We start from the raw sequence: 22,501 nt of genomic DNA on the forward strand, positions 1-22,501 counted from the left end.
CCTACGTTCTCTTTCTGTCAGGTTAAATGTGCTGTCAGTCAACGACATTTGTTGACTATTATTTGATACAAAAGCCATGCGAATCACCTCGATATTTGATATTTATATTTTACCAAATGTTCGGATGAATTGATATATCGTGTTAAATTTTCAAGGTACAAATTTATATCAAAGGTCAATGACCTTTTGACACCCTAATCCTATGAAATAAAAAAAACACCCCATATTTGGAGTGGTAAAAATGTAAAATTTCACTATTTTGTTAACTGCCGGGCATGTCACCGAGTATCTTCATGTTCTGTTCATTTGAGAAGACCTGCTTATAGCTGCGCATTCGGATCAGGGTACTGATGTTGTCCGCCACCGCACAGATTCTTTCCTCCCTGTAAAGCTGATCTTCTGTCAGCGCCCCGGCTTTTCTAAGATTTCAACCGGTGTGGCAACCTTTCCGATATCATGGAGCAGAGCACCGTAATACAGGCGGTCTGACCTGTCACCGGGAATTCCCATAATATTTGCTATAGCAATGCTGGCATTGACCGTTGTGATCGTGTGAAGCACCATGAACTCACTGCGAAAATCGACAGAGGATTCCAGCATTTCCAGATAAATCCGCCGCTTCTCATAAGGACATTTTTCAGCATGTCGTCCGGAATCCCTCCCTCTGCCTCTTCTAAAATTCTGAGAGCGATGTAAGCTGCCCTCTCTCCGTGTTCAACCAGGCGGGGATCTACTTTGTTCAGTGTCCGCTTAACGATCCCCATATATTTTTGCTCCTTATGGCGTACATTTTATGATACCTTTATATCCCCTTCTTTGTTATTATTTATGTTACCCTCATAAAAACTATTTACTTTAACAATTTTTTAATCTTGGACAGTGATTTTTCACTGGCTGTATAAAACTTTTGGCTGCCTTTTTTATCCGTGATGCAAAAAGACGTTCCCTCTTCAGATATCGAAAGACTGGTCAGTGTCCCCTGAGTATAAAAGCGGTACTCGGTCCACTTCGCAGTGTCATGCTTTTTCTTATCTGCCTTGGCATTCTGCAGAAGATCAGACACCTGAACAGCTGTTTCGTTAAATTTCAGCTTCTGATCTGTGATGATCAGAGACGCATCTGCAAGCCTTTCCAGATAGGAAGGATAATGTTTGACATTGACCGCGTCGATCAGCCCATCCCCAATGACGCTTGCATTGTTGAAGCAATATACATTTTCAGGAATCTGGTCAAATACAATATAGCTGTTCCCATAAACCTTAAATTCATACGTAGTATTATCCTCATCAATCAGTGCATAAGAGTAAATATTGCCATGATATTTTTCCCGCAGATCAGTGACCGTCAGCCCTATGATCCGATAAGAATTCTGGACAATATTTTTCACAAACTTACAAACCGGCTCGTTTGTGACGGCAAAACTTTTGTACACCTTTCCCTTTTGAATACGGACAAAATCTGTCTTGGAAATGGTGCTCCCTGCCACTTCCTTTTTGTAGGAAGCCAGCTTCTGGTCACCGGTATATTCGTGTATTTCTTTAATTTTTTTGTCCAGCGAATCTTCCCTTGCTCTTGATTTCTTCAGGTCCTGGCTGAGCTTTTTGTTTTGGTCCTGTAATTTCTGGTAGTATTCTGATTCGATGATTTCCTGTTTGGAAGCTTTTCCGCAGCCGGAAAGCGCAAAAGAAACGCAGATGAAAAGCGTCAGCGTCATCATTCTTTTTCTCATGCTGTGAAATCCTTTCTTTGTCTTAGTGTTTTTTGGCGATCTCCCCTGCTTTTTTATAAATACTGTTTTCCTCAATATAGCCTCTTACCATGGAAAGCGGATAGATATTCGTGTTCGCTCCGACAACAGACCCGGGATTTAAGACAGTGCCGCAGCCTACTTCCACATGGTCTCCCAAGATTGCCCCTATTTTCTTTCTTCCGGTTTCGATTTTCCGGTCCCCGCACTTGATCACTACATTGGTCTTGTCGGATTTTACATTGGATGTGATCGACCCCGCACCCATGTGGGATTTATATCCCAAAATAGAATCTCCCACGTAATTATAATGGGGAACCTGCACGTTATTAAACAATATATCATTTTTTATCTCTGTGGAGTTCCCGATCACACAGTTCTCCCCGATCAGGGCATTACCGCGGATAAAGGCTCCCGGCCTTACCTCAGTGCCGGCCCCGATGATGGCCGGCCCATTGATCTCCGCAGTCCTTGCGATCACAGCAGATTTTGCGATCCAGACATCGTCGCCGATCCGGTCAAACTCTTCCGCGGAAAGTTCCGGGCCTGTCTTTAAAATAAAATCGCCGATCAGCGCCAGCACTTCCCATGGATATGTAGTCTTTTCAAATAATTCTTTTGCGGTCGTCTGGTCCATATCTTTAAATAATTCCTGATTTGTCAGCTGTTTCATACTCATTCACCTTTCCCTTTCTTATTCACATAATATTTTGCAGTCTCGTCAAACATTCTGCGCAGTACATACTGATGATTCGTCCTTTTGACCGCATCGGTATGCTTTGCAACAAAATGATTCAGCTTCTTCATATACTCTTCTTCACTTACTGTGCCTTCTGCCACATAAGTAAGCCCTTTCTCCCAGCTTGCGGTAAGCTCCGGATTCAGAAGAGAATGGATGGAGCCTCTGACTACGTCAAAGATCATCTCACCCATCAGTGTCGGCGTTACAGTCTGGGTCTTTTTATTCAGCGCTATGTATTGATTGTTGATCAGTTTTTTGACAATCTCGGCCCGTGTTGCACTTGTTCCGATCCCGCTTCCCCTGATCTGAGCCCTTAAATCTTCGTCTTCGATGAGCTGCCCCGCATTTTCCATGGCCAAGATCAAAGAACCGGAATTATAACGTTTTGGAGGTGTTGTAGTACCATCCTTGATTAAATGTTTTTTAATCTGAAGCTTCATTCCCTTTTTCAGGGAGAGTATGGCATCTATCTGCTCCTTGGATACAGAATCTTGCTTTTTGGCCTCTTTTCCCCCGGTCACTAAAAGATATCCGGGATCTACAAGCAATTTGAAATTTGCCGTAAAGGTTTCTCCCGCCGTTCTTGTCACCAGCTTTATCTTAGAATATACCGCCGGAGGCAGAAAAATACATAAAAACCGCCGGACGATTACTTCATACACCTTCTGTCCGGTCTGTGAAACACTTTTTAGGTTATTCAGCGCCTGTCCGGTTGGGATGATGGCATAGTGGTCCGTGATCTTTTTGTCATCCACATACCTGGTTTTTGCAAGTCCGGTATAGGACTTCTTATCTAAAATCTCCGCAGCTGTTTCCGAGAGTATTCCGTAATTTTTTAATCCAGACAGGTTTTTGCTGATCTCCTTTGAAACAGCGACAGACAGAACTCTCGCATCGGTCCTCGGATAAGTGACCAGCTTTTTTTCATATAATTCCTGAACAATCTTCAGCGTCTCATCAGGACTTAACTTAAACATCTTGGAGCACTGGTTCTGAAGCTCCGCCAGATTGTATAAAAGCGGCGGATTCTTTTTCTCCTGACGCTTTGCAGAAGCTTCCACAATCGTCTCCATGCCGGAGGCTTCTTCAATTTCTTTTATAAAGGCCTCTGCATCCTCTTTTTTCAAAAACCCGTTGTCTTTGTATAATTTCTTTGACTCAAAATATCTGGAGCCCTTTACCGCTTTCCATTCGGACTCAATCATTACACCCTGTGGTGTAATGTGAGAGAGCACTTTAAAAAAAGGGGTAGGAACAAAACTCCTGATCTCCCGTTCTCTTTTGACAATCATGCCAAGGACACAGGTCATGACCCTGCCCACAGCCACAACGACGCTCCGCTTTTGCTTCATAAAGTTTCCAAGGGTCCAGCCATACTTTAAAGTCAGCACTCTGGAAAAGTTAATCCCCATCAGATAGTCTTCCTTAGCCCGCAAGTAAGCGGCGGAAGCTAAATTATCATACTCGCTCAGGTCTTTGGCCTCCCGGACCCCTCTGAGCACCTCTTCTTTCGTCTGGGAATCGATCCAGACTCTCTTTTTCTGTTTTCCGGTCACATGGGCTTCCTGGTCCACCAGCCGGTAGATATATTCTCCTTCCCGTCCCGAGTCGGTGCACACATAGATCGTATCGATATCTTCCCGGTTCAGAAGTGAACATACAATATCGTACTGTTTCTTTACTCCCGGAATAATCTCATACTTATAATCTTCCGGCAGAAACGGAAGTGTTTCTAAATCCCACCGCTTCAGCTTGGGATCATACTTATCCGGATATGACATGGTGACGAGATGTCCTACACACCATGTAATCACGGCTTTCTCACTCTCCAGATATCCGTCCCTGCCGGACGGTTTCAGGTCCAGCGCATTGGCAAATTCTCTCGCCACGCTTGGTTTTTCTGTAATAAATAATGACTTCAAACGTAATCCTGCTTTCATTTTTTTCTTTTGCTATTATATCATATTTAGGTCTCATGTGATACAATAATATCCAGAGATAAAATGAACAAAGGAGTGTGTTTGATATGAGTATGGAAAAAGCAAATCAGGTGACTGCAGCTACGATCATCAAGAACATGGAAAAGAGAAACTTTACAGGAGTTTACTGTGCTACGAAGGAAGAAGCCTTAAAAAAAGCGTTGTCCTACATAGAAAAAGGCTCTGTTGTTTCATGGGGCGGTTCCATGAGTGCGGCAGAGATCGGCCTTATAGATGCCGTAAAGAATTCCGGACAGTATGAAGCTGTGGACCGGTCAGCGGCAAAGAATTATGAGGAACAGAGGCAGATTTATGCAAAGGCGGTCCTCGCCGACACCTATATTATGAGTACGAATGCCATCACACTGGAAGGGGAACTGATTAATATCGACGGCTCCGGCAACCGTGTAGGTTGTTTAAGCTACGGGCCAAGACAGGTGATCCTGGTCGTCGGAATGAACAAAGTGGTAAGCACCGTGGAAGAAGGCATACACAGGACGAGGAGCAAGGCTTCCTGTCCGAACACGATCCGTCTGGGACTGAAAACTCCGTGTTCCATCACAGGACACTGCGGAGAATGTTACGGCAATTCCTCTATCTGTTCTCATCTGCTCATCACCAGAAGATGCGGCCAGAAAGACCGGATCAAGGTCATCTTAGTTGGAGAAGATCTGGGTTATTAAAGCAAAAACAGGTGTTCCGGAAGAAGCAAATTTTCGAACACCTGTTTTTGCTTTTCTCTGTCAGACTGTTTCCAACAGCTCCAGTCCGACTTCTCTGAAATCCTCGATGACAGCCGTGACTCCCGGGAGTCCAAGAAGCCTTTCATGCTCTTTTTTCGGCCCAATGGCTATAATCTTTCCTGCCCCTGCCCTTCTGGCAGCTTCAATCCCCGCATCTGCATCCTCAAAGACGACGCATTTTTCGGGACTGAGGCCGATTCTCTCCATGGCCATCAGGTAAATATCCGGCTCAGGCTTGCCCTTGAAGGTTCCGTCGTCATAAACAATATGTTCTGCCGGAATCCAATGGGTAAGGTGCATATGCTTCATATAAAATCTCACATTCCCAATGGCTGATGCCGTGGCTATAGCAAAAGGCACCGCATGTTCTTTAAGCTTGGTGAGAAATTCCGGAAGGCCTTCTGTAAAATTTATCCCCTTCGAATCATTCAGACACATTTCCCTGTAAATATCTTCCTTTTCCTCTGTCAGGTCATAAATCTCCTGTTCTGTGAGATCAGGATTTAGAGCCATTTTCAAAAATTCTCCTCCATTGATCCCGTGGATCATTTTGTGAAGCTGTTCGACCGTATACTTCCCATTTGCATGTCTCTGAAAAAATTCAAACCACGCAGCTTCCTGTTTGTCCCCATCAATATACATCGTTCCGTTAAAATCAAATACAATCCCTTTTAAGCTCATTTCTTCCTCCTGTCTTTTCCTCTTTCTTTTCTGCCAGCATTGTCATCCAGTCTTCTCTCATTTTTTCATTGCTTCCGCAAACGTTTTTTAATATTCACCTCCTGCGGAATGACCTTGGCTGTCATTAATCATTTTCAATCCGTCTCATCTGTTCTTCCCTGATCTGCTTTCTGGCTTTTGCTTCCTCCATTTTATGAATTCCTCTCTTCTGCAGAAAGTAATTAATTTATGACAAAAAAGTACAGCCCGATGACCCGGCTGTACTTTCTTACGTTTTAAGCTTTTTTCAGATTACTCATATAAAGGATATTTTGCTGTCAATTCTTTTACAAGCTGTTTTGCTTCTTCAAGCTTCTGGTCTAAAAGTGTAAGCCGGATTGCCTTGGCGATCACCGCCATATCCTCTTCTGTTAATCCTCTGGTTGTCACTGCAGGTGTTCCGAGACGGAGTCCTGATGTAACGAACGGAGATTTCGGATCATTCGGCACTGTATTTTTATTACAGGTGATGTGAATGGAATCCAAAACTTTTTCTGCTTCTTTTCCGGTCAGATCATATTTTTTAAGATCCACCAGCATCAAATGGTTGTCTGTACCGCCGGATACAATATCAAATCCCTCTTCAATGAGAGCTTTTGCCAGTGCTTTTGCATTCTTCACCACCTGTTTTCCATACTCTTTAAAATCATCGGACAGCGCTTCTTTGAAGCACACGGCTTTTCCGGCAATCACATGCATCAGCGGGCCACCTTGAATGCCAGGGAAGATAGCTTTGTTAAAGTTGTATTTTTCATTAATCTCATTGCTGCACATGATCATACCGCCGCGGGGACCTCTCAGAGTCTTATGGGTGGTTGTTGTCGTCACATGGGCATATGGAATCGGACTCTGATGTACGCCTGCCGCCACAAGGCCTGCGATATGTGCCATGTCCACCATAAGAACGGCTCCGACTTCATCTGCAATCTCACGGAACTTCTTAAAGTCAATGGATCTCGCATAAGCGCTCGCTCCTGCAATGATCAGCTTCGGGCTGCACTCCTTCGCTATGCGGAGCACTTCATCATAGTCGAGGAATCCCTCGTCATTGACGCCGTAAGGCACGCAGTTGTAATATTTCCCTGACATGTTGACCGGGCTTCCGTGGGATAAATGACCGCCGTGGTCCAGACTCATTCCCATATAAGTATCCCCTGGATTTAAGACCGCAAAAAATACTGCCATATTCGCCTGTGCACCTGAGTGTGGCTGAACATTGACATATTCACATCCGAACAGTTCTTTTGCACGTTCTCTTGCCAGATTCTCCACTACATCCACGAACTCACAGCCGCCGTAATATCTCTTTCCGGGATATCCTTCCGCATATTTGTTGGTCAGGTGGCTGCCCATGGCTGCCATGACTGCCTTTGAAACTAAGTTCTCAGAGGCAATTAGTTCCAGATTGTTTCTCTGTCTGGATAACTCGTCCTGCATTGCCTCGGCAACTTCAGGATCATAATTCTTAACTTCGCTAAAATCGAACATCTTGGTGTCCTCCTGTTATATATTGATGATGTTAGTCTTGGAATTGTTCTTTCAGTGCTTCCACTGCTGTTTCCACACGGCTTTCTCTGATCAGGACTGTGATCTTGATCTCAGAAGTATAGATCATATGGATATTTACGCCTTTGTTATAAAGAGCTTCAAACATTTTAGATGCCGCCCCTGAGTTTGACATCATTCCTGCCCCCACAATGGATACAATACCCACGTTTTTGTCAGAAACAATTTCTTTATAAGAGCCTTCCTGAAAGGTTTCTTTTAAGGTCTCCACCGCGGCATCCGCATCAGATTTTTTCACAACAAAGGAAATGTCTTTGCTGTCTTTTCTCCCGATGGACTGCAGGATCAGTTCTACATTGATCCCTTTGTCCGCGATGGCGGTAAACAGTTTCGCCGCGATCCCCGGTTCATGCTTCAGACCTTTGATCGCCACCTGTGCAACATCTGTGTTTGATAACACGCCGCTAAATAACATTTTCTCCATAATCTGCTTCTCCTTATTCCTCGTTCGTATCGTTTTCTTTCAAATCTATTCCAAGCTCATCCAGCTGCTCTGTGTCCACCCCTCCCGGTGCCTGTGTCATCAGGCAGGAGGCGTCCTTTATTTTCGGGAATGCAATGACATCACGGATACTGTCCTCCCCTGTCATCCACATGACAAGACGGTCCAGGCCGTAAGCAAGGCCTGCATGAGGCGGTACTCCGTACTGGAAAGCCTCCAGGAGGAATCCGAATCTTTCATTGGCATCCTCATCGCTGAATCCAAGAGCCTTAAACATGGCTTTCTGAATATCATCGCGGTGAATCCTCACGGACCCCCCTCCGAGTTCTGTGCCGTTTAAAACGATATCATAGGCCTTTGCCCTGACTCTTCCGGGATCTGTTTCAATGTACTTTAAATCCTCTTCCATTGGCATAGTAAATGGATGATGCATCGCCGTATAGCGGTTCTGTTCTTCGTTCCATTCCAGAAGAGGGAATTCTGTCACCCATAAGAAATTATATAAGGATTCATCGATCATTTCATATTTTCTGCCGATCTCCAGACGAAGGTTTCCGAGGACATCATAGACGACAGAGTCTTTGTCGGCCGCAAACAGAAGCAGATCTCCAGGTTTCCCCTGCATCGCATCGATCAGCGCCGTCATCTCTTCCTCTTTCATGAACTTGGCAAAAGAAGATTTTACGCTTCCATCCTGCTTCAGCTGGATATAGGCGAGTCCCCTTGCACCGAACTCTTTGGCGGAATCTACAAAAGCATCGATCTTCTTGCGTCCCAGATCTCCCAGTCCTTCTGCGTTCAGTCCGCGCACGGAGCCTCCATTTTCCAAAGCTCCTTTAAAGACCATAAAATCACAATCTTTCACTGTTTCCGATACGTTAATGAGTTCCATGCCAAACCTTGTATCCGGCTTGTCGGAACCGAACCGGTCCATGGCTTCCTGGTAAGTGAGACGCTTCATCGGAATCTGCACATCCACGTCCAGCACTTCTTTAAACACTCTCTTTAACAGGCGCTCGTTGACATCGATCACGTCATCTACATCGACGAAAGAGAGCTCCATATCGATCTGTGTAAACTCCGGCTGACGGTCCGCCCTTAAATCCTCATCTCTGAAACACTTTGCAATCTGGTAGTAGCGGTCTACCCCTGAACACATCAAAAGCTGCTTAAAAAGCTGCGGTGACTGGGGAAGTCCGTAAAAGCTGCCCGGATGCACACGGCTCGGCACGAGATAATCCCTGGCCCCCTCCGGTGTGCTTTTTCCAAGAATCGGTGTCTCGATCTCCAAAAATCCTTCTTCTGCTAAAAAGTCTCTTGCCGCTTTGGTCACCTGACTCCTCACGAGGAGATTCTTTTGAAGGTTCGGCCTTCTTAAATCCAGGTAGCGGTATTTGAGCCGCAGCTCGTCTTTTACGGTCTGTTCCGCGTCGACAGGAAATGGCGGTGTTTTTGACTCCGACAGGATTCTTAAGTCTGTCACCTTGATCTCGATATCCCCTGTCTTTAAATTCTCATTGACAGCGGCGCTTCGTTTTTGTACTTCCCCTGCCGCCGCGATCACATATTCATTTCTCAGGGAATTGGCTTTTTCATAATCTTCACTTGACAATGTATCTTCATCAAAGACCAGCTGCAATAATCCTGAACGGTCTCTTAAATCTACAAATATAAGACTTCCTAAATTTCTTCTCTTCTGTACCCATCCCATGACGGTTACTTTCTCGCCGATATTTTCACGGCCCACTTCTGTACACCGGTGGCTCCGTGATAGCCCGGCCATTGACTCTGCCATGCTGCTTCCTCCTTACATATATTAAACCTGTCTGTCATTATAGCATAAGGGATGGCAGGATTTCAATGAAACTTGCAGGTTTTATAGACATTACATCATTTTTGCATTATAATGGTAATTACACAAAAAAGGAGGCAAGTAACATGAGTGAATATGCAATTGTTGCACCAGAAGATTTTGACCAGAGTGCCTTCCGTCTCATAGGGAAGGACTGGATGCTGGTAACCGCCAAAAATGAAGAAGGCAAGATCAATACGATGACCGCATCATGGGGTGGATTCGGAGTCATGTGGGGCAAGGACGTGGCAGTATCTGTGATCCGTCCGCAGCGCTATACGAAAGAATTTATCGATAACTCTGAAACTTTCTCGCTGTCATTTTATGATGAAGCATTTAAGAAGGACCTGACTTATCTCGGAAGTGTGTCAGGACGGACCGAAGATAAAATTGCAAAAACAAGACTTACACCGACAGATGCCAACGGCATCCCTTACTTTGAGGAAGCAAAAATCGTTCTGATCTGCAGAAAGCTGTACAGCCAGCCGATGGACCCGGAAGGATTTATAGGAGACGCAAAAGCACTGGATGCTCAGTGGTATGCGGATAAAGACTACCATACTCTCTATGTGGCGGAGATCGAACAGATTCTCGTAAAACAGGATTAATACCATAAAAAACCGGCGGAAAACATGTTCTCCGCCGGTTTTTTATGAAACAGTATATATGAAATTTAAAGCTGGCATACTTTGTGAGGGTTCAGGATATTTTTCGGGTCAAAGGCTGCTTTGATTCCCCTCATGATATTCATGGTTTCTTCTTCTAAAGACTCATTAAGATATGGCTTCTTGGCATATCCTATGCCGTGTTCCCCGGACACCTGACCGTTTAGTTCATTCGCTTTCCGGTATATTTTTTCCATTGCCAGCGTCATCCGCTCCTGCCATTGTTCCTCTGTCAGATCGTCCTTCAAAATATAAGCATGGAGATTTCCGTCCCCCGCGTGGCCAAAGCTCTTGATCCTGATGTCCACTTCGCTGTGAAGATTGTGCATATACTCAACCATCTCACTGATCTTATTTCTTGGAACGACCACATCCACCTCGTCCATATAGGTGGTAGATCCTTTGATCGCTTCCAGAAATGCACCTCTGGCTTTCCAGATGGATTCGTCCCGCTCTTCTGTATCGGAGATCAGCACATCCAGTGCGCCCTGACTTAAACAGAGTTTTGCGACCTTATCGTAGTCCGCTTCGATCTCCTCGGCCGAATTTCCATCGAATTTCAGAAGAAGGTATGCGTCTGCCTGATGGTCCGGGAACTTTTTGCCCAAATATTCTTCGGCATCCTCAATAACCTCTCTCTGCATGAATTCGATTGCCGTAGGAATCGCTTTGGACTTGATGATCTCCGGCACCGTCTGTATCGCCGAGTTAAGATTTTCAAACGGTATCAGAAGACTGATCGCTTTTTTCGGAAGCGGAAGCAGTTTAAGAACCGCCTTCGTAATAATTCCCAGTGTTCCCTCGGACCCTACCATCAGATCCTTCATCGCATAACCGGAACTGTTCTTCACGATTTTCCCTCCGAACTCTACAATCTTTCCGTTGGGCAGAACCACTTCCAGTCCACGGACATAATCTCTTGTAACCCCATATTTTACTGCCCGCATGCCTCCGGCATTTGTACTGATATTTCCTCCGATAGTTGCAGATTTCTCCCCCGGGTCCGGCGGGTAGAAAAAGTCATGATCCTCTACAAATGCTGACAGCTCCATCAGGAGCACTCCAGGCTCCACGGTTACCGTCAGATTTTCTTCGTCCAGTTCAAGGATCTGATTCATCAGACTGGTATCCATCATAATCCCGTGTTCCATTGCCACAGAAGATCCCACAAGCCCTGTGCCCGCTCCCCTTGGAGTGACCGGAATCGTGTGTTCATATGCGTAGGACATGATCTTTGAAATCTCTTCTGCATTTGCTGCCTTTACTACAACGTCAGGATAACTCTGGGTACCGCTCAGCTCGTCATGGCTGTATTCCTCATTTATATTTTCTCCGTATAAAATACGTTCGTCATCACCGATTACCTGCTTTATGTACATAAGATCTTTTTCATCTAATCTTTTATATCCCATAGCTATGCCCCCTGACTCTCTTTGATTTTTTCAATGAACTGAGGAATGACCTCATATAAATCCCCCACCAGACCGTAATGGGCTACCTTGAAGATAGAAGCTTTCTCATCCTTATTGATGGCAATGATCTGGTCTGAATGATCCATGCCGGCAACAAACTGAATGGCACCGGACACCCCGCAGGTGATGATCAGTTTCGGGCGGACAGTACGGCCGCTTAAGCCCACCTGCCGTTTTGCATCCAGCCAGCCGTTCTCTGCCACTGGCCTTGTACATGCCAACTGCCCGCCTAGAAGGTCTGCCAATTCTTCCAGCATCAGGAGATCCTCTTCTTTTTTGACACCGCGTCCCGCCACTACGAGGACATCGGCAGATTCAATGAACTTTTCCTTCTCTTTCAGAACAATATCAAGAACTTCAACATTTGTCTTAAGTTTATCCTTTTCAATCGAACATTCTACAATTTCACCCTGTTCTTCCTCCATCCGTTCCGGAGCATTCATCACTTTATAGCGGACGGTTGCCATCTGCGGACGGTGATTGGGTGTTGTGATATGTGCCATAATATTTCCGCCGAAGGCAGGCCGTATCTGGGACAGATCTGTGTTTTCATTCATCTCAAGGATCGTACAGTCCGCCGTAAGCCCTGTCTTCATTCTGGCTGCTACTCTTGGGGCCAGCTGTCTTCCGACAGTTGTTGCACCTACTAAGATAGCGGATGGATGCTGTTTTTGTATAAAGTCTTCAAAGACTGCCGTATACGGTTCTATTTTAAAACGGCTCAGTTCCGGGTCGTCATATAAAAATACCTGATCAACTCCATAATGCAGCAGTTCCCTGCTCTTTTCTTTAATATCGCTTCCGATGAACAGGGCATACACAGGATGAGAAATCTTTTTGGCCAGTTCTTTTGCCTTTCCGATCAGTTCATAAGTCACCGGGTGTATCTTGCCGTCCACATGGTCAACATACACTACGATTCCGTTCCATAAGGATTTATCAATCTCTTCTGCCTTCTGGTCCTCCACATAAGTGACGGCTCCTTCCGGTCCTTTCTTCACACACAGTCTGCACATCTTACAGGCCGAATTGATCTCCAGTTTTCCGTCTTTTTCTTCCATCGCCCCAAACGGACAAATTTTAATCAGTTCACTGAGATCCGTTATTTTTTCCTGATTAATTTCTAACTTTGCCATATGTAATTCCTCCTATACAAATTTCAGTTCTTTCACTTTTTGAAAGAGTTTTTCTGAAAGGATACTGCTCTCCTCGTTCCAGAGTTCCCTGTGGTGGTTAGTTTCCGGAGGGAAAATCTTCTGAACCTGTGTGGGTGAACCGTTCAGTCCGTAATGGGTCTCATCTCTGTCATCCATGTCATCCAGACTGAGCATAGTGATTTCCGTATCTGCTTTCTCGGTTTTTCTCACGTAAGAAGGAAGTCTCGGCTGGAAAATGTCTTTATCCACTGCCAGAAGACAAGGATAGGCAATCCTTGTGATCTCAATGTCGTCCGGCATATCCATCTCAACTGTAATATTCTGTCCGTCTGCCTCGGTGATTTTTCTTACATTTGATACACTCGGGATACCAAGCCATTCCGAGATCTCCGGTCCAACCTGGGCTGTATCCCCGTCTGTGGTCTGTTTCCCGCACAGAATCAGGTCAAAGTCTCCCATCTTTTTGATCCCCTGGGCCAGGGTATAGCTTGTGGCCAGCACATCGGCTCCCCCGAATCTCCGGTCGGAAATCAAAGTTCCGTGATCTGCTCCCATCGCATAGGCTTCCCTTATCACCTGGGCCGCCTGAGGAGGCCCCATGGTGATCACACTGACCTCCCCTCCCAGTTCTTCCTTTAATCTCATGGCTGTCTCCAATGCGTAGAGATCATAGGGATTCATCTTGGACGCTGCCCCGTTTCTTTTCAGGACTCCCGTTTTTGGATCAACCTCTACCTTATTGGACTCCGGCACCTGTTTGATACAAACTAAAATATTCATATCTGCTTTTCCTCCTGCTCTTCGATTGGTCCTACCAATCGTTTGAAAAATAATTGGAAATGATTCTTCATTTCCAGGTTCTCTGTTCTCTATATTGGCCCTACCAATTTATCTTTATTATAACTTTTTTTGTACTATCCGTCCAGCATTTTTTTATATCTTATGACTTTTTCGTCATAATGCACAACTTTATCTCGTTTTCATGCGCTCCAGCGTGCTGTTGATAATATCAAAGTGATCCTCAATCGCCTTTCTTCCGCCTTCCAGGTCTTTTTCAATCATGCATTTTGCAATTTCTTTATGTGCCTGCTGCAGCTTTTCTTTGTTGTCATCCTTAAATATCTCTCTCCGCATGTCTGTGATATAAGTATCCAGCACATCGGATAATGCCTGTAAAATATCTATAATCAGAACATTGTGGGAAGCCTTTGCTATCGCATAATGAATCTTTTTATCCCAGATCACGCATTCTTCCTCAGTTTTGCCCCGGTCCAGATTCAGTATATACTCGCCAATCTTCTGGATCTCCTCTTTGCTGATGTTGTCCACTGCCAGCACAAAGGCCTGCATTTCCAGCGCAAAGCGGAGCTGTGTGATGGAACCATAGTCAAGTTTATGCAGAATAAACATCATGGACATTGATTCTACAAGGTTTTTTTCAAAATTACAGGAAACATAATTTCCCGCTCCCTGCTGACTTGAGATAAACCCCATCATCTCCAGCATATGGATCGCCTCACGCACAGAATTTCTGCTGACGCCCAGCTGCTCTGATATTTCTCTCTCAGGAGGTAATTTTTCACCGATCGTCAGATCATGGTTGATGATCTGTTTCTTAATATGTTCAATCACTTTTTCGTAAGCTTTTGTCTGCTGCATCTCTATCCCTCTTTCTATGAAACCGTTTGGAGAAAATTATACCGTCCAGGTTTCATCAAATCAAGGGAATTTCTATTATTTCCGGCTTTTTCGCCGTTTTTTTCGCAAAAGAGGATTACCTTCTGTTTCGGATTACTCCGGAACAGAAGGTGCATTAAGATGGTCAATATGCATTAAGCATAGAAACACGCTGATTTATTCTGCTTCCTTTTTCTTTTTGATCTCTTCGATCATAACCGGAAGCACGTTTATTGCATTTCCTACGATGCCGATGTTGGCTACTTCAAAAATAGGCGCATCTTCATCTTTGTTGATCGCTACTATATAATCGGAATTCATGATTCCGGAAACATGCTGTGTCGCACCGGAAATACCGCAGGCAATATAAAGCTTCGGCGCTACGATTTTTCCTGACTGCCCTACCTGGTGGACCCTGGAGATCCATCCGTCTTCGATAGCGGGCCTTGTGGCTCCAACCACTCCGCCCAGAAGATCTGCCAGTTGTTTTACAAGTTCAAAGTTTTCCCTGCTGCCCATTCCCCTTCCGCCTGAGACGATGACTTGGGCATCTTCGAGATTGACTGTCTCGGAAATTTCTTTGACCACATCCTTTATCTTCAGCCGGATATTTTCATCTGCGGCCGGAATATTTTTCTCTGTGATCGTACCTTTTACAGTTTCCTCTGACTTTTTAAAAGCTCCGGAACGCAGCACTGCAATCTGGGGCACAGATGTTTCCATAACCACGTCCTGAAGTACGGTTCCTCCATAAAGAGGGCAGGTATAGACTGTCTTTCCATCCTCCGTCTTTACATCCATGACATCAGAGGCACAACCGGTCTTTAATCTGGCGGCAAGCTTCGGGGCAAGGTCTTTGCCGTCCTGAGTTCCTCCCACGAAAACCGCATAGGGTTTCACCTCTTTTATCACTGATTCCATCACATTGGCAAAGCGGTCCAGATGAAATATTTCATACTCAGGACTTTCGATCAAGATCACTTCGTCGGCGCCGGATTCGGCAGCTTTTTGGGCGGCTGTTCGAATCCCGTCTCCGATCAGGACTGCTCTGACCTTCCCGCCCTTTTTTTCAGCGATTTTTCTGGCAGGAGAGAGCATTTCCAATCCGACCTTGACCGGACTTTTGTCCGCAGTCTCAATATAAACCACGATATCCTTATATTCTGTCATATCCATTGCAAACTCCTCCTTAGAATACTTTCGCATCCGCCATCATGGCAACTGCTTTTAATGCTGAATCTTGCGCTGTCTCTTCCTGAATCTTGATCCCAGCCTCTTTTTTCGGCGGTTCATACAGCTTAAGAGTTTTTACAAAGGCACCGCCCTCTCCTGTTTTTTCAGGTTCCAGCACTGACAGGTCTTGTGCCTTGATCGTACCAATCGGCTTTTTCCGGGCTGCCATCTTATTTTTAATCGTCGGATATCTCGGATCATAATCCGGCTTTGTGACAGTCAGAACACACGGAGAGGCCGTCTCGATGAGGCGGTATCCTTCTTCCGTCTCCTGTTTGGCGCACACCTGTCCTTCGGCAAATTCGACCTCGATCACGTTGGTGATGACTCCGGTACCCAGCATTTCGGAGAGTTCTGCTCCCACCTGTCCAAGGGCAGCGTCGGTAGCCTCTTTCCCACAGAAGATCAGATCAAACTTCTTTCCGGTGTCTTCCTCGATCTTTTTGGCGGCACACATCAGTATATGGCTGATCCCCCTGGAATCCGAACCGTCAAACCGGTCTTCCTGGACCAGATATGCATGGTCTGCTCCCACTGCGAGACAGTTTTTTAATGAATTCCTGGCTTCCTCACCGCCGATGCAAAGGGCAGTGATCTCCCCTTCCCCGGCTTCTTTCAGGCGGGCAGCCATCTCCAGCGCATAGGTATCAAACGCATTGACGACAGGCGTGATGTTTGCAAGATCCGGCTTCCCTTCTTCTGTCAAATGTACTTCCACGGAATCATCCGGCACCTGTTTAATGCACACTAAAATTTCCATAATCTTCACTCCTTTGTCCAGTCAATTTCTTATCTGCCAATGGTATTGTTCGCGATGACAATTCTCTGGATTTCGTTGCTTCCCTCAAAAATCTGGAAGATCTTCGCGTCACGGAGAAGTTTTTCTACCGGATATTCTCTGCTGTATCCGTATCCGCCGAACATCTGGATGGCTTCTGATGCCACCTCCATGGCAATATCGCTGGCGTAGCATTTTGCAATAGCCGCTTCCTTAGAATGAGGAAGTCCAAGATCCATCTTTGTCAGTGCATGGGCAACCATCTGGCGGGCTGTCTCTGTCTTGATCGCCATATCTGCGATCTTAAACTGCAGCGCCTGATTTCTGATGATCGGTTTTCCAAACTGGATTCTTTCTTTTCCGTAGGCAATTGCCTCATTGATGCCTCTCTGTGCAATTCCGGCTGCTACACAGCCCATCCATGCCCTGGCCTGGTCAAGGGTCTTCATGGCGATTCCAAATCCTTTTCCTTCCTGCCCGATCAGGTTCGCTGCCGGAATTCTGCAGTCTTCCAGGACAACGTCACATGTGTTGGATGTACGAATTCCCATCTTATCTTCTTCATTTCCGGTGCTCAGTCCAGGTGTTCCTGCATCCACAAGGAACATGGAGATACCTTTTACACCCTTGCTTTTATCGGTCATAGCCGTAATGCAGTAGAAGGAAGCGATCCCGCCGTTTGTGATAAAGCATTTTCTTCCGTTCAGTATGTATTCGTCTCCGTCTTTCACTGCAGTTGTTGTACCTGCTCCTGCATCTGAACCTGCTCCCGGCTCTGTGAGGCAGAATGCTCCGAATCCGCCCTCGATGATCTGATCACAGACATGCTTCTTTTGTTCTTCGTTTCCTGCAATGAGAACCGGCTTTGTTCCCAGTCCGCTGGCAGAAATCGTGGTGGCAAATCCTGCATCCGCGATTGCCATCTCCTCGATCAGCGCCGCAACATCTACTCTGGAAAGACCCGGTCCGCCGTATTCCTCAGGGACTTCGAGGGAGTGCAGCTGCATCTCGATCGCTTTATCATAAATCTCTTTCGGCCATTCTCCTGAACGGTCAAATTCTTTACACTGTTCTTTGACTTCATTCTCGCAAAACTCTCTCACATCCTGCAGTAAATCGTTTGCCTCTTCTGAAATTAAATATGCCATAATTGATTTCTCCTTTATAGATAAATAGTTGGTTTTACATTATAACTTGTAGCAGACTTTGCCCGGATTCAGAATCATATTCGGATCAAAGACAGTTTTTACGCCTTCCATGATACGCATGCTGACCGGTCCCACAGATTCTGCCAGGTAGTCAAGCTTTCCGTGTCCAATGCCGTGTTCTCCGGAGATCAGCCCTCCGAATTCCGTGGCTTTTTCGTACACTTTTTTCATAAACACTGATACTTGCTTTCTGAATTCCTCCTCCTGCATATCATTGCTGCAAGTATAAATATGCAGATTTCCGTCTCCCGCATGGCCGAAACTTTTTACCCTGAAATCAGCTTCTGCTTCCAGAGACTTGGTATAGGTTAAAAACTCGGCAATCTTATTCGTAGGTACGACCACATCACATTCATCCAAAAGCACAGTATCCGCCTCAATGGCCTCTAAAAGAGCACTTCTCACAGCCCACGCGTCACGTTTCAGTGCCGGTGTATCAGCTACCAGAACATCGATGGCTCCCGCCTCCAAGACAACCTCAGAGGCTGCCTCTATGATATCTTCCAGCTGTTCTTCTGAGTCCCCGTCAAAGGTGGCCAGCAGATAAGCACCGACCTCCACGCCTTCCATTTCTTTTGGATAAACCTTCTTTCCCAGGAACTTCTCCGTATCCATGACGACATCCTTTTCCATAAACTCCAAGGCCTGAGGATGCAGATGATTCATGAAAAACCGGGGCACTGTGGCAATACAGTCTTCCAAAGTTTCATAGGGAATGATCAGGCTGATAACCGCTTTCGGCTGAGGGATCAATTTAAGAGTCAGCTCTGTTATGACTCCCAATGTCCCTTCCGATCCGATCATCAGATTCAGCAGGCTGTATCCGGAACTGGTTTTGGAAACTGTCGCCCCCAATTTGACAATCTCGCCGGTGGGAAGAACGACCGTCATCGCCCTGACATAATCTCTCGTAGTCCCGTATTTTACAGCCCTCATACCGCCGGCATTGGTTGCCACATTCCCGCCTACTGTTGCAAATTTTTCTCCCGGGTCCGGCGGATACAAAAGCCCCTGCTTTTGTGCATCTTCCGCCAGATCGTTTAGAAGAACTCCGGGCTGTATCGTCACCACAAAGTTTTCTTTGTCATAGCCCAGGATTTTATTCATTTTCGTTATAGACAGCATGACTCCGCCGTGTATGCTGACGGCTCCTCCTACCAGCCCGGTTCTGGCTCCGCTTGGCGTCACTGGAATCTTTTGCTCATTACAAAGCTTCATCACCGCTGCAACTTCTTCTGTAGTCAATGGTTCTACTACCGCTTCGGGTTTTGCCTTTCCGTAGATCGACATCTCATCGTGGGTAAAATCATCATTGATCTCATCTCCCGTATAGACACGCTTGGGTGCAATCTCATTCAGACGGTCAATGATTTCCTGTGTCACTTTGCCGTATTCATATTCGCTCATCTTCTCCTCCTTCAAAAATCTCAGTTTCTGTTTCTTACAATAACTGCAACACCGTCCGGTATCACAGTGATCTTACTGTTTTCTTTGCCCAGATACTCATCGGCCAAGCGGATCGCATCTTCCACGCTGTCCGCATAGTCCATCTGCATCTCCTCCACCATGTCCTTCGGAGCCTGCGTCACCAGGATGACTTTATACTTTAATAGGATACGGCATAAGATCTGGGACTCCCATTGGTCAGGCACTGTGGAGTTCCGGTCTGTAGCGAGAAATCTCTGCATGATCTTTTCCTTATCCTTCTCCTTTGCAAAAGTGTCATACAGCTCCTTGCCGCCGTGTCCGTCAATGCAGCTTGCAGCCATAATAATGACTCCGCCCGGCCGGCAGGTGGCTTCCGCCGCAGTCATGCCTTTGACTGACTGGTAAATATTCTGATCCAGAGGGTAACCCCCGTTGGTGGATATGACGATGTCGGAAGGTACTGCGTCCACTCCTGAAAGCTGATCCACGAACCGGCAGCCCTTTTCATGAGCTTTTTCATAGTGCCCCGCGAATGCCTCGATCACCTTTTTATCTTCATCCAGCACAACGTTTATGATAAAAGCCAGTTTTGCCTTTCCAGCCGCATAGATCATATCTCTGTGAATAGGGTTTCCTTCAAGAATTCCTGTTCTGGCATGGGAATCATCAATAAACTCTGAGCAGTGGTTGGCCAGTACCGTTGTTCTGCTGGAGACTCCCGGAAGCACGCTCTTTCTTCCTCCGGAAAAACCTGCAAAAAAGTGGGGTTCAATGAATCCTTCCGAGATTAGAAGATCGGCCTCCCAGGCAATTTTGTTGATTAAAAGCTCTCCTCCGGATGGAAGCTTTCCAAGGCTTACCATATCCTCCGGCTTCCCGCTTTCGTGCACTACAAACCTGATATCCGGATGATCCACCATATCTTCCCCAAACTTTGAGATCAGTTCTTCTCTTGTGGTAGGACGGTGAAATCCCGTGGCGATTAAAACTGTAATCTCTGCATCAGGATTTCCCTGCTTGATCTCCTCCAAAACAGCCGGCATGATAACCTTGCTTGGAACCGGACGAGTATGGTCGCTGGCGATCATCACAATATTGTCTTTTCCCCTGGCCAGTTCTTTTAGCCTCGGTGTTCCCACCGGATGCATCAGGGCATCCCTGACCAGATCTTCCTCTCCCATCTTTGCCTGATAATCATGGGCTTTTGATAAGAGGATTCCTGCTAGCCGCTCCTCCGGGATCTCAATCGCTAATTTCCCTTTTCCGTAGGGAAGGTTTATCATTTTCATAAGTCACCTCCGTCGAATGTATTAAATAAATCTAAGTCCCAAAAATGCGATCACTCCGTAAAGTACGATAAACAGAATGAAGTATTTCATGGACCCGTTCAGTATCCTGCTCTCTTTTCCCACTGTTCCCGTAGCTGCCACAGCAATGGCAATGCTCTGGGGTGAGATGATCTTTCCCGCCGTGGACCCTACTGTATTGGCCGCCGCCAGCCAGACATCGTTCATACCGAGTGTATGGGCTGTCTGGACCTGAAGACCGGTAAAGAGGACACTCGAAGATGTGGCGCTTCCCGTCACGAAGGTTCCGATCGAACCGATGAGCGGTGCCACCAGAGGATAAAAAGAACCGGTGACTGCCACAATCAAAGCCGCAATATCGCTGATCATTCCGCTGTATCCCATGACTTTTGCTGTTGCCAGAACGGATACGATGGTAAGGACCGTCTTTGACATCTGTATCAAAGTGTCTCTCAATACCATTCCGATCTCTCTTAATGAGGCTCCCTGTGCTTTTCCTCCGATCAGAGCCGCTAAAAAAATCAGAACACCCGGTGTCGCCAGCCAAGTGAAAGTATACGGGGCTGCATCCGCACCTGTATAAATTTGAACAGAACTCTTTACGCTCGCCAGCGGATCGTGAATGGCCGGGACAAGACTGGAAGTCAGCAGAAGAAATACCAGGATCAGCAGAAACGGAAGCCATGCGATAACTGCCCTTTTTAATCCAAGAGGTTCCCTTCCGGATTGTTCCGAATTTTCAAGCCCGTGAAGAATGTATTCCGGGTCCTCTTTTTTCTTCAAAAGTTTTGCCGCCAGGATCGTGACAGCCATGCTGCATACAGAGCCGATTACAGCCGGAAGTTCAGCCCCCACAAACTTTGCCGTAAGGTATTCCGGAATAATAAATCCTAATCCGGATAGCAGCGTGATCATGCCGATTCCCTTCAGTCCTTTGACAGAACCCCCTGTCATGATCATCATTAAAAACGGTGTCAGGACTACCAGGACTGCAAGCTGTATTACAACGGCTACTGCTACGCCTTTGGAATCCAGGCCGCTCACAGAGGCAGCCGTGATGGTTGGAATGCCGATCGATCCGAATGCAGTGGGCGTTGCATTGGCAACCAGACATACCGTTGCCGCAAAGATCGGGCTGATGCCAAGCCCGCATAAGATACTGGCCGGAATCGCAACTGCCGTTCCAAAGCCGGCCATCCCTTCCATGAATCCTCCAAATCCCCATGCAATGATGAGGATCAGAATCCGTTTGTCTCTGGATACACTGGTCAGCATCCGTTTAATTAAATCCATATTTTTTGTATGTACCGTCAGGTTGTAAGTGAAAATGGCCGCGATAATGACGAGACAGATCGGCCAGATCCCCATAGCCGCTCCCTCCAGTGTTCCGGTAAGAGCATCAATGAGCGGCATTTTCCAGAGAAACAGTGCAAGAACTAGTGTGATCGCAAGTGAAATAGGACAGGCTTTGTATCCTGGCATTTTAAGACCGCTCAAGGCAGCCATCAGCCAAAGAATAGGGAGCAAAGCCAAAATAAATTTGATGAACATCACAAGCAGAAACTCCTTTCGGTTTAAGACGACGAGTTACAATCCAAATAAATTGGTTCTACCAATCCCCTGTTGTCCCTTATGGTAGGACCAATTTCTTCATTTGTCAAGCCCATTTGCATGAACAAGTCTCATAATACCCTATATTTTTTGTGCAAAACGCCGAAGTTTATATCGTTTCCATAATTTATCCTATTCGGTGAAACAGGCCTGCAGCTGTTTCACAGAACATTC

At 46.1% G+C, this 22,501-nt stretch carries 20 protein-coding genes; 2 read left to right on the forward strand and 18 right to left on the reverse strand.

The window, feature by feature from the left end:
- Positions 1-402 precede the first annotated feature (402 nt).
- The 4 genes from CI597_RS18790 to CI597_RS15380 form a co-directional block, all read right to left on the reverse strand.
- Complete coding sequence (locus tag CI597_RS18790) at positions 403-600, reverse strand: HD domain-containing protein (RefSeq protein WP_235824658.1); 198 nt, start codon at positions 598-600, stop codon at positions 403-405.
- Positions 601-850: 250 nt separating this feature from the next.
- Positions 851-1,729, reverse strand: coding sequence for a hypothetical protein (locus tag CI597_RS15370; protein ID WP_024727296.1), 879 nt, complete (start codon positions 1,727-1,729; stop codon positions 851-853).
- 22 nt (positions 1,730-1,751) lie between these two features.
- Positions 1,752-2,420 (reverse strand): UDP-N-acetylglucosamine pyrophosphorylase, encoded by a 669-nt coding sequence (locus CI597_RS15375; RefSeq protein ID WP_095143004.1) that lies wholly within the window; start codon positions 2,418-2,420, stop codon positions 1,752-1,754.
- 2 nt (positions 2,421-2,422) lie between these two features.
- Positions 2,423-4,429, reverse strand: a complete 2,007-nt coding sequence (locus tag CI597_RS15380) for a DNA topoisomerase (RefSeq protein ID WP_034549249.1) — start codon at positions 4,427-4,429, stop codon at positions 2,423-2,425.
- An 86-nt stretch (positions 4,430-4,515) separates the two neighbouring features.
- Here CI597_RS15380 and CI597_RS15385 point away from each other — a divergent pair, with 86 nt between their 5' ends.
- A complete protein-coding gene (locus tag CI597_RS15385) occupies positions 4,516-5,151 on the forward strand; it encodes a lactate utilization protein (protein ID WP_024727294.1) in 636 nt (211 codons plus the stop codon).
- Positions 5,152-5,211: 60 nt separating this feature from the next.
- On the opposite strand, the gene CI597_RS15390 is transcribed toward CI597_RS15385, so the two are convergent.
- The 4 genes from CI597_RS15390 to aspS all read right to left on the reverse strand — a co-directional run bounded on the left by CI597_RS15390 (position 5,212) and on the right by aspS (position 9,734).
- Positions 5,212-5,892, reverse strand: coding sequence for an HAD family hydrolase (locus tag CI597_RS15390; protein WP_024727293.1), 681 nt, complete (start codon positions 5,890-5,892; stop codon positions 5,212-5,214).
- Positions 5,893-6,183: 291 nt separating this feature from the next.
- Positions 6,184-7,419, reverse strand: coding sequence for a serine hydroxymethyltransferase (glyA, locus tag CI597_RS15395; protein WP_024727292.1), 1,236 nt, complete (start codon positions 7,417-7,419; stop codon positions 6,184-6,186).
- Positions 7,420-7,450: 31 nt separating this feature from the next.
- Positions 7,451-7,921 carry an ACT domain-containing protein gene (locus CI597_RS15400; protein ID WP_006566840.1) on the reverse strand — a complete coding sequence of 157 codons (471 nt, stop codon included), beginning with the start codon at positions 7,919-7,921 and terminating at the stop codon, positions 7,451-7,453.
- Positions 7,922-7,934: 13 nt separating this feature from the next.
- Positions 7,935-9,734, reverse strand: coding sequence for an aspartate--tRNA ligase (gene aspS, locus CI597_RS15405; RefSeq protein ID WP_024727291.1), 1,800 nt, complete (start codon positions 9,732-9,734; stop codon positions 7,935-7,937).
- Positions 9,735-9,877: 143 nt separating this feature from the next.
- Between aspS and CI597_RS15410 the strand changes: the two genes are divergently transcribed.
- A complete protein-coding gene (locus tag CI597_RS15410; RefSeq protein ID WP_024727290.1) occupies positions 9,878-10,399 on the forward strand; it encodes a flavin reductase family protein in 522 nt (173 codons plus the stop codon).
- A 65-nt stretch (positions 10,400-10,464) separates the two neighbouring features.
- On the opposite strand, the gene CI597_RS15415 is transcribed toward CI597_RS15410, so the two are convergent.
- The 10 genes from CI597_RS15415 to CI597_RS15460 form a co-directional block, all read right to left on the reverse strand.
- Positions 10,465-11,868: an FAD-binding oxidoreductase gene (locus CI597_RS15415; RefSeq protein WP_024727289.1), complete on the reverse strand. Its 1,404-nt coding sequence runs from the start codon at positions 11,866-11,868 to the stop codon at positions 10,465-10,467.
- A gap of 2 nt (positions 11,869-11,870) precedes the next feature.
- Entirely contained in the window at positions 11,871-13,064 is a 1,194-nt protein-coding gene (locus CI597_RS15420) for an electron transfer flavoprotein subunit alpha (protein WP_024727288.1), read from the reverse strand.
- Between the two features lie 12 nt (positions 13,065-13,076).
- Positions 13,077-13,865 (reverse strand): electron transfer flavoprotein subunit beta/FixA family protein, encoded by a 789-nt coding sequence (locus CI597_RS15425; RefSeq protein ID WP_024727287.1) that lies wholly within the window; start codon positions 13,863-13,865, stop codon positions 13,077-13,079.
- Between the two features lie 189 nt (positions 13,866-14,054).
- Positions 14,055-14,744, reverse strand: a complete 690-nt coding sequence (locus tag CI597_RS15430; protein WP_006566834.1) for a FadR/GntR family transcriptional regulator — start codon at positions 14,742-14,744, stop codon at positions 14,055-14,057.
- 195 nt (positions 14,745-14,939) lie between these two features.
- Positions 14,940-15,938 (reverse strand): electron transfer flavoprotein subunit alpha/FixB family protein, encoded by a 999-nt coding sequence (locus CI597_RS15435; protein ID WP_095143005.1) that lies wholly within the window; start codon positions 15,936-15,938, stop codon positions 14,940-14,942.
- A 13-nt stretch (positions 15,939-15,951) separates the two neighbouring features.
- Positions 15,952-16,755 (reverse strand): electron transfer flavoprotein subunit beta/FixA family protein, encoded by an 804-nt coding sequence (locus CI597_RS15440; protein ID WP_024727285.1) that lies wholly within the window; start codon positions 16,753-16,755, stop codon positions 15,952-15,954.
- Between the two features lie 29 nt (positions 16,756-16,784).
- Positions 16,785-17,921: an acyl-CoA dehydrogenase family protein gene (locus CI597_RS15445; RefSeq protein ID WP_024727284.1), complete on the reverse strand. Its 1,137-nt coding sequence runs from the start codon at positions 17,919-17,921 to the stop codon at positions 16,785-16,787.
- Positions 17,922-17,960: 39 nt separating this feature from the next.
- Positions 17,961-19,388: an FAD-binding oxidoreductase gene (locus CI597_RS15450; protein ID WP_024727283.1), complete on the reverse strand. Its 1,428-nt coding sequence runs from the start codon at positions 19,386-19,388 to the stop codon at positions 17,961-17,963.
- A 20-nt stretch (positions 19,389-19,408) separates the two neighbouring features.
- On the reverse strand, positions 19,409-20,698 hold the full coding sequence (larA, locus tag CI597_RS15455; protein ID WP_024727282.1) for a nickel-dependent lactate racemase: 1,290 nt from the start codon (positions 20,696-20,698) through the stop codon (positions 19,409-19,411).
- A gap of 21 nt (positions 20,699-20,719) precedes the next feature.
- Positions 20,720-22,267: an L-lactate permease gene (locus CI597_RS15460; protein ID WP_024727281.1), complete on the reverse strand. Its 1,548-nt coding sequence runs from the start codon at positions 22,265-22,267 to the stop codon at positions 20,720-20,722.
- Positions 22,268-22,501: the final 234 nt, after the last annotated feature.

Origin of the sequence: Anaerostipes hominis (ex Lee et al. 2021) (assembly GCF_002270485.1) — a bacterium.
GTDB classification, from domain to species: domain Bacteria; phylum Bacillota; class Clostridia; order Lachnospirales; family Lachnospiraceae; genus Anaerostipes; species Anaerostipes hominis.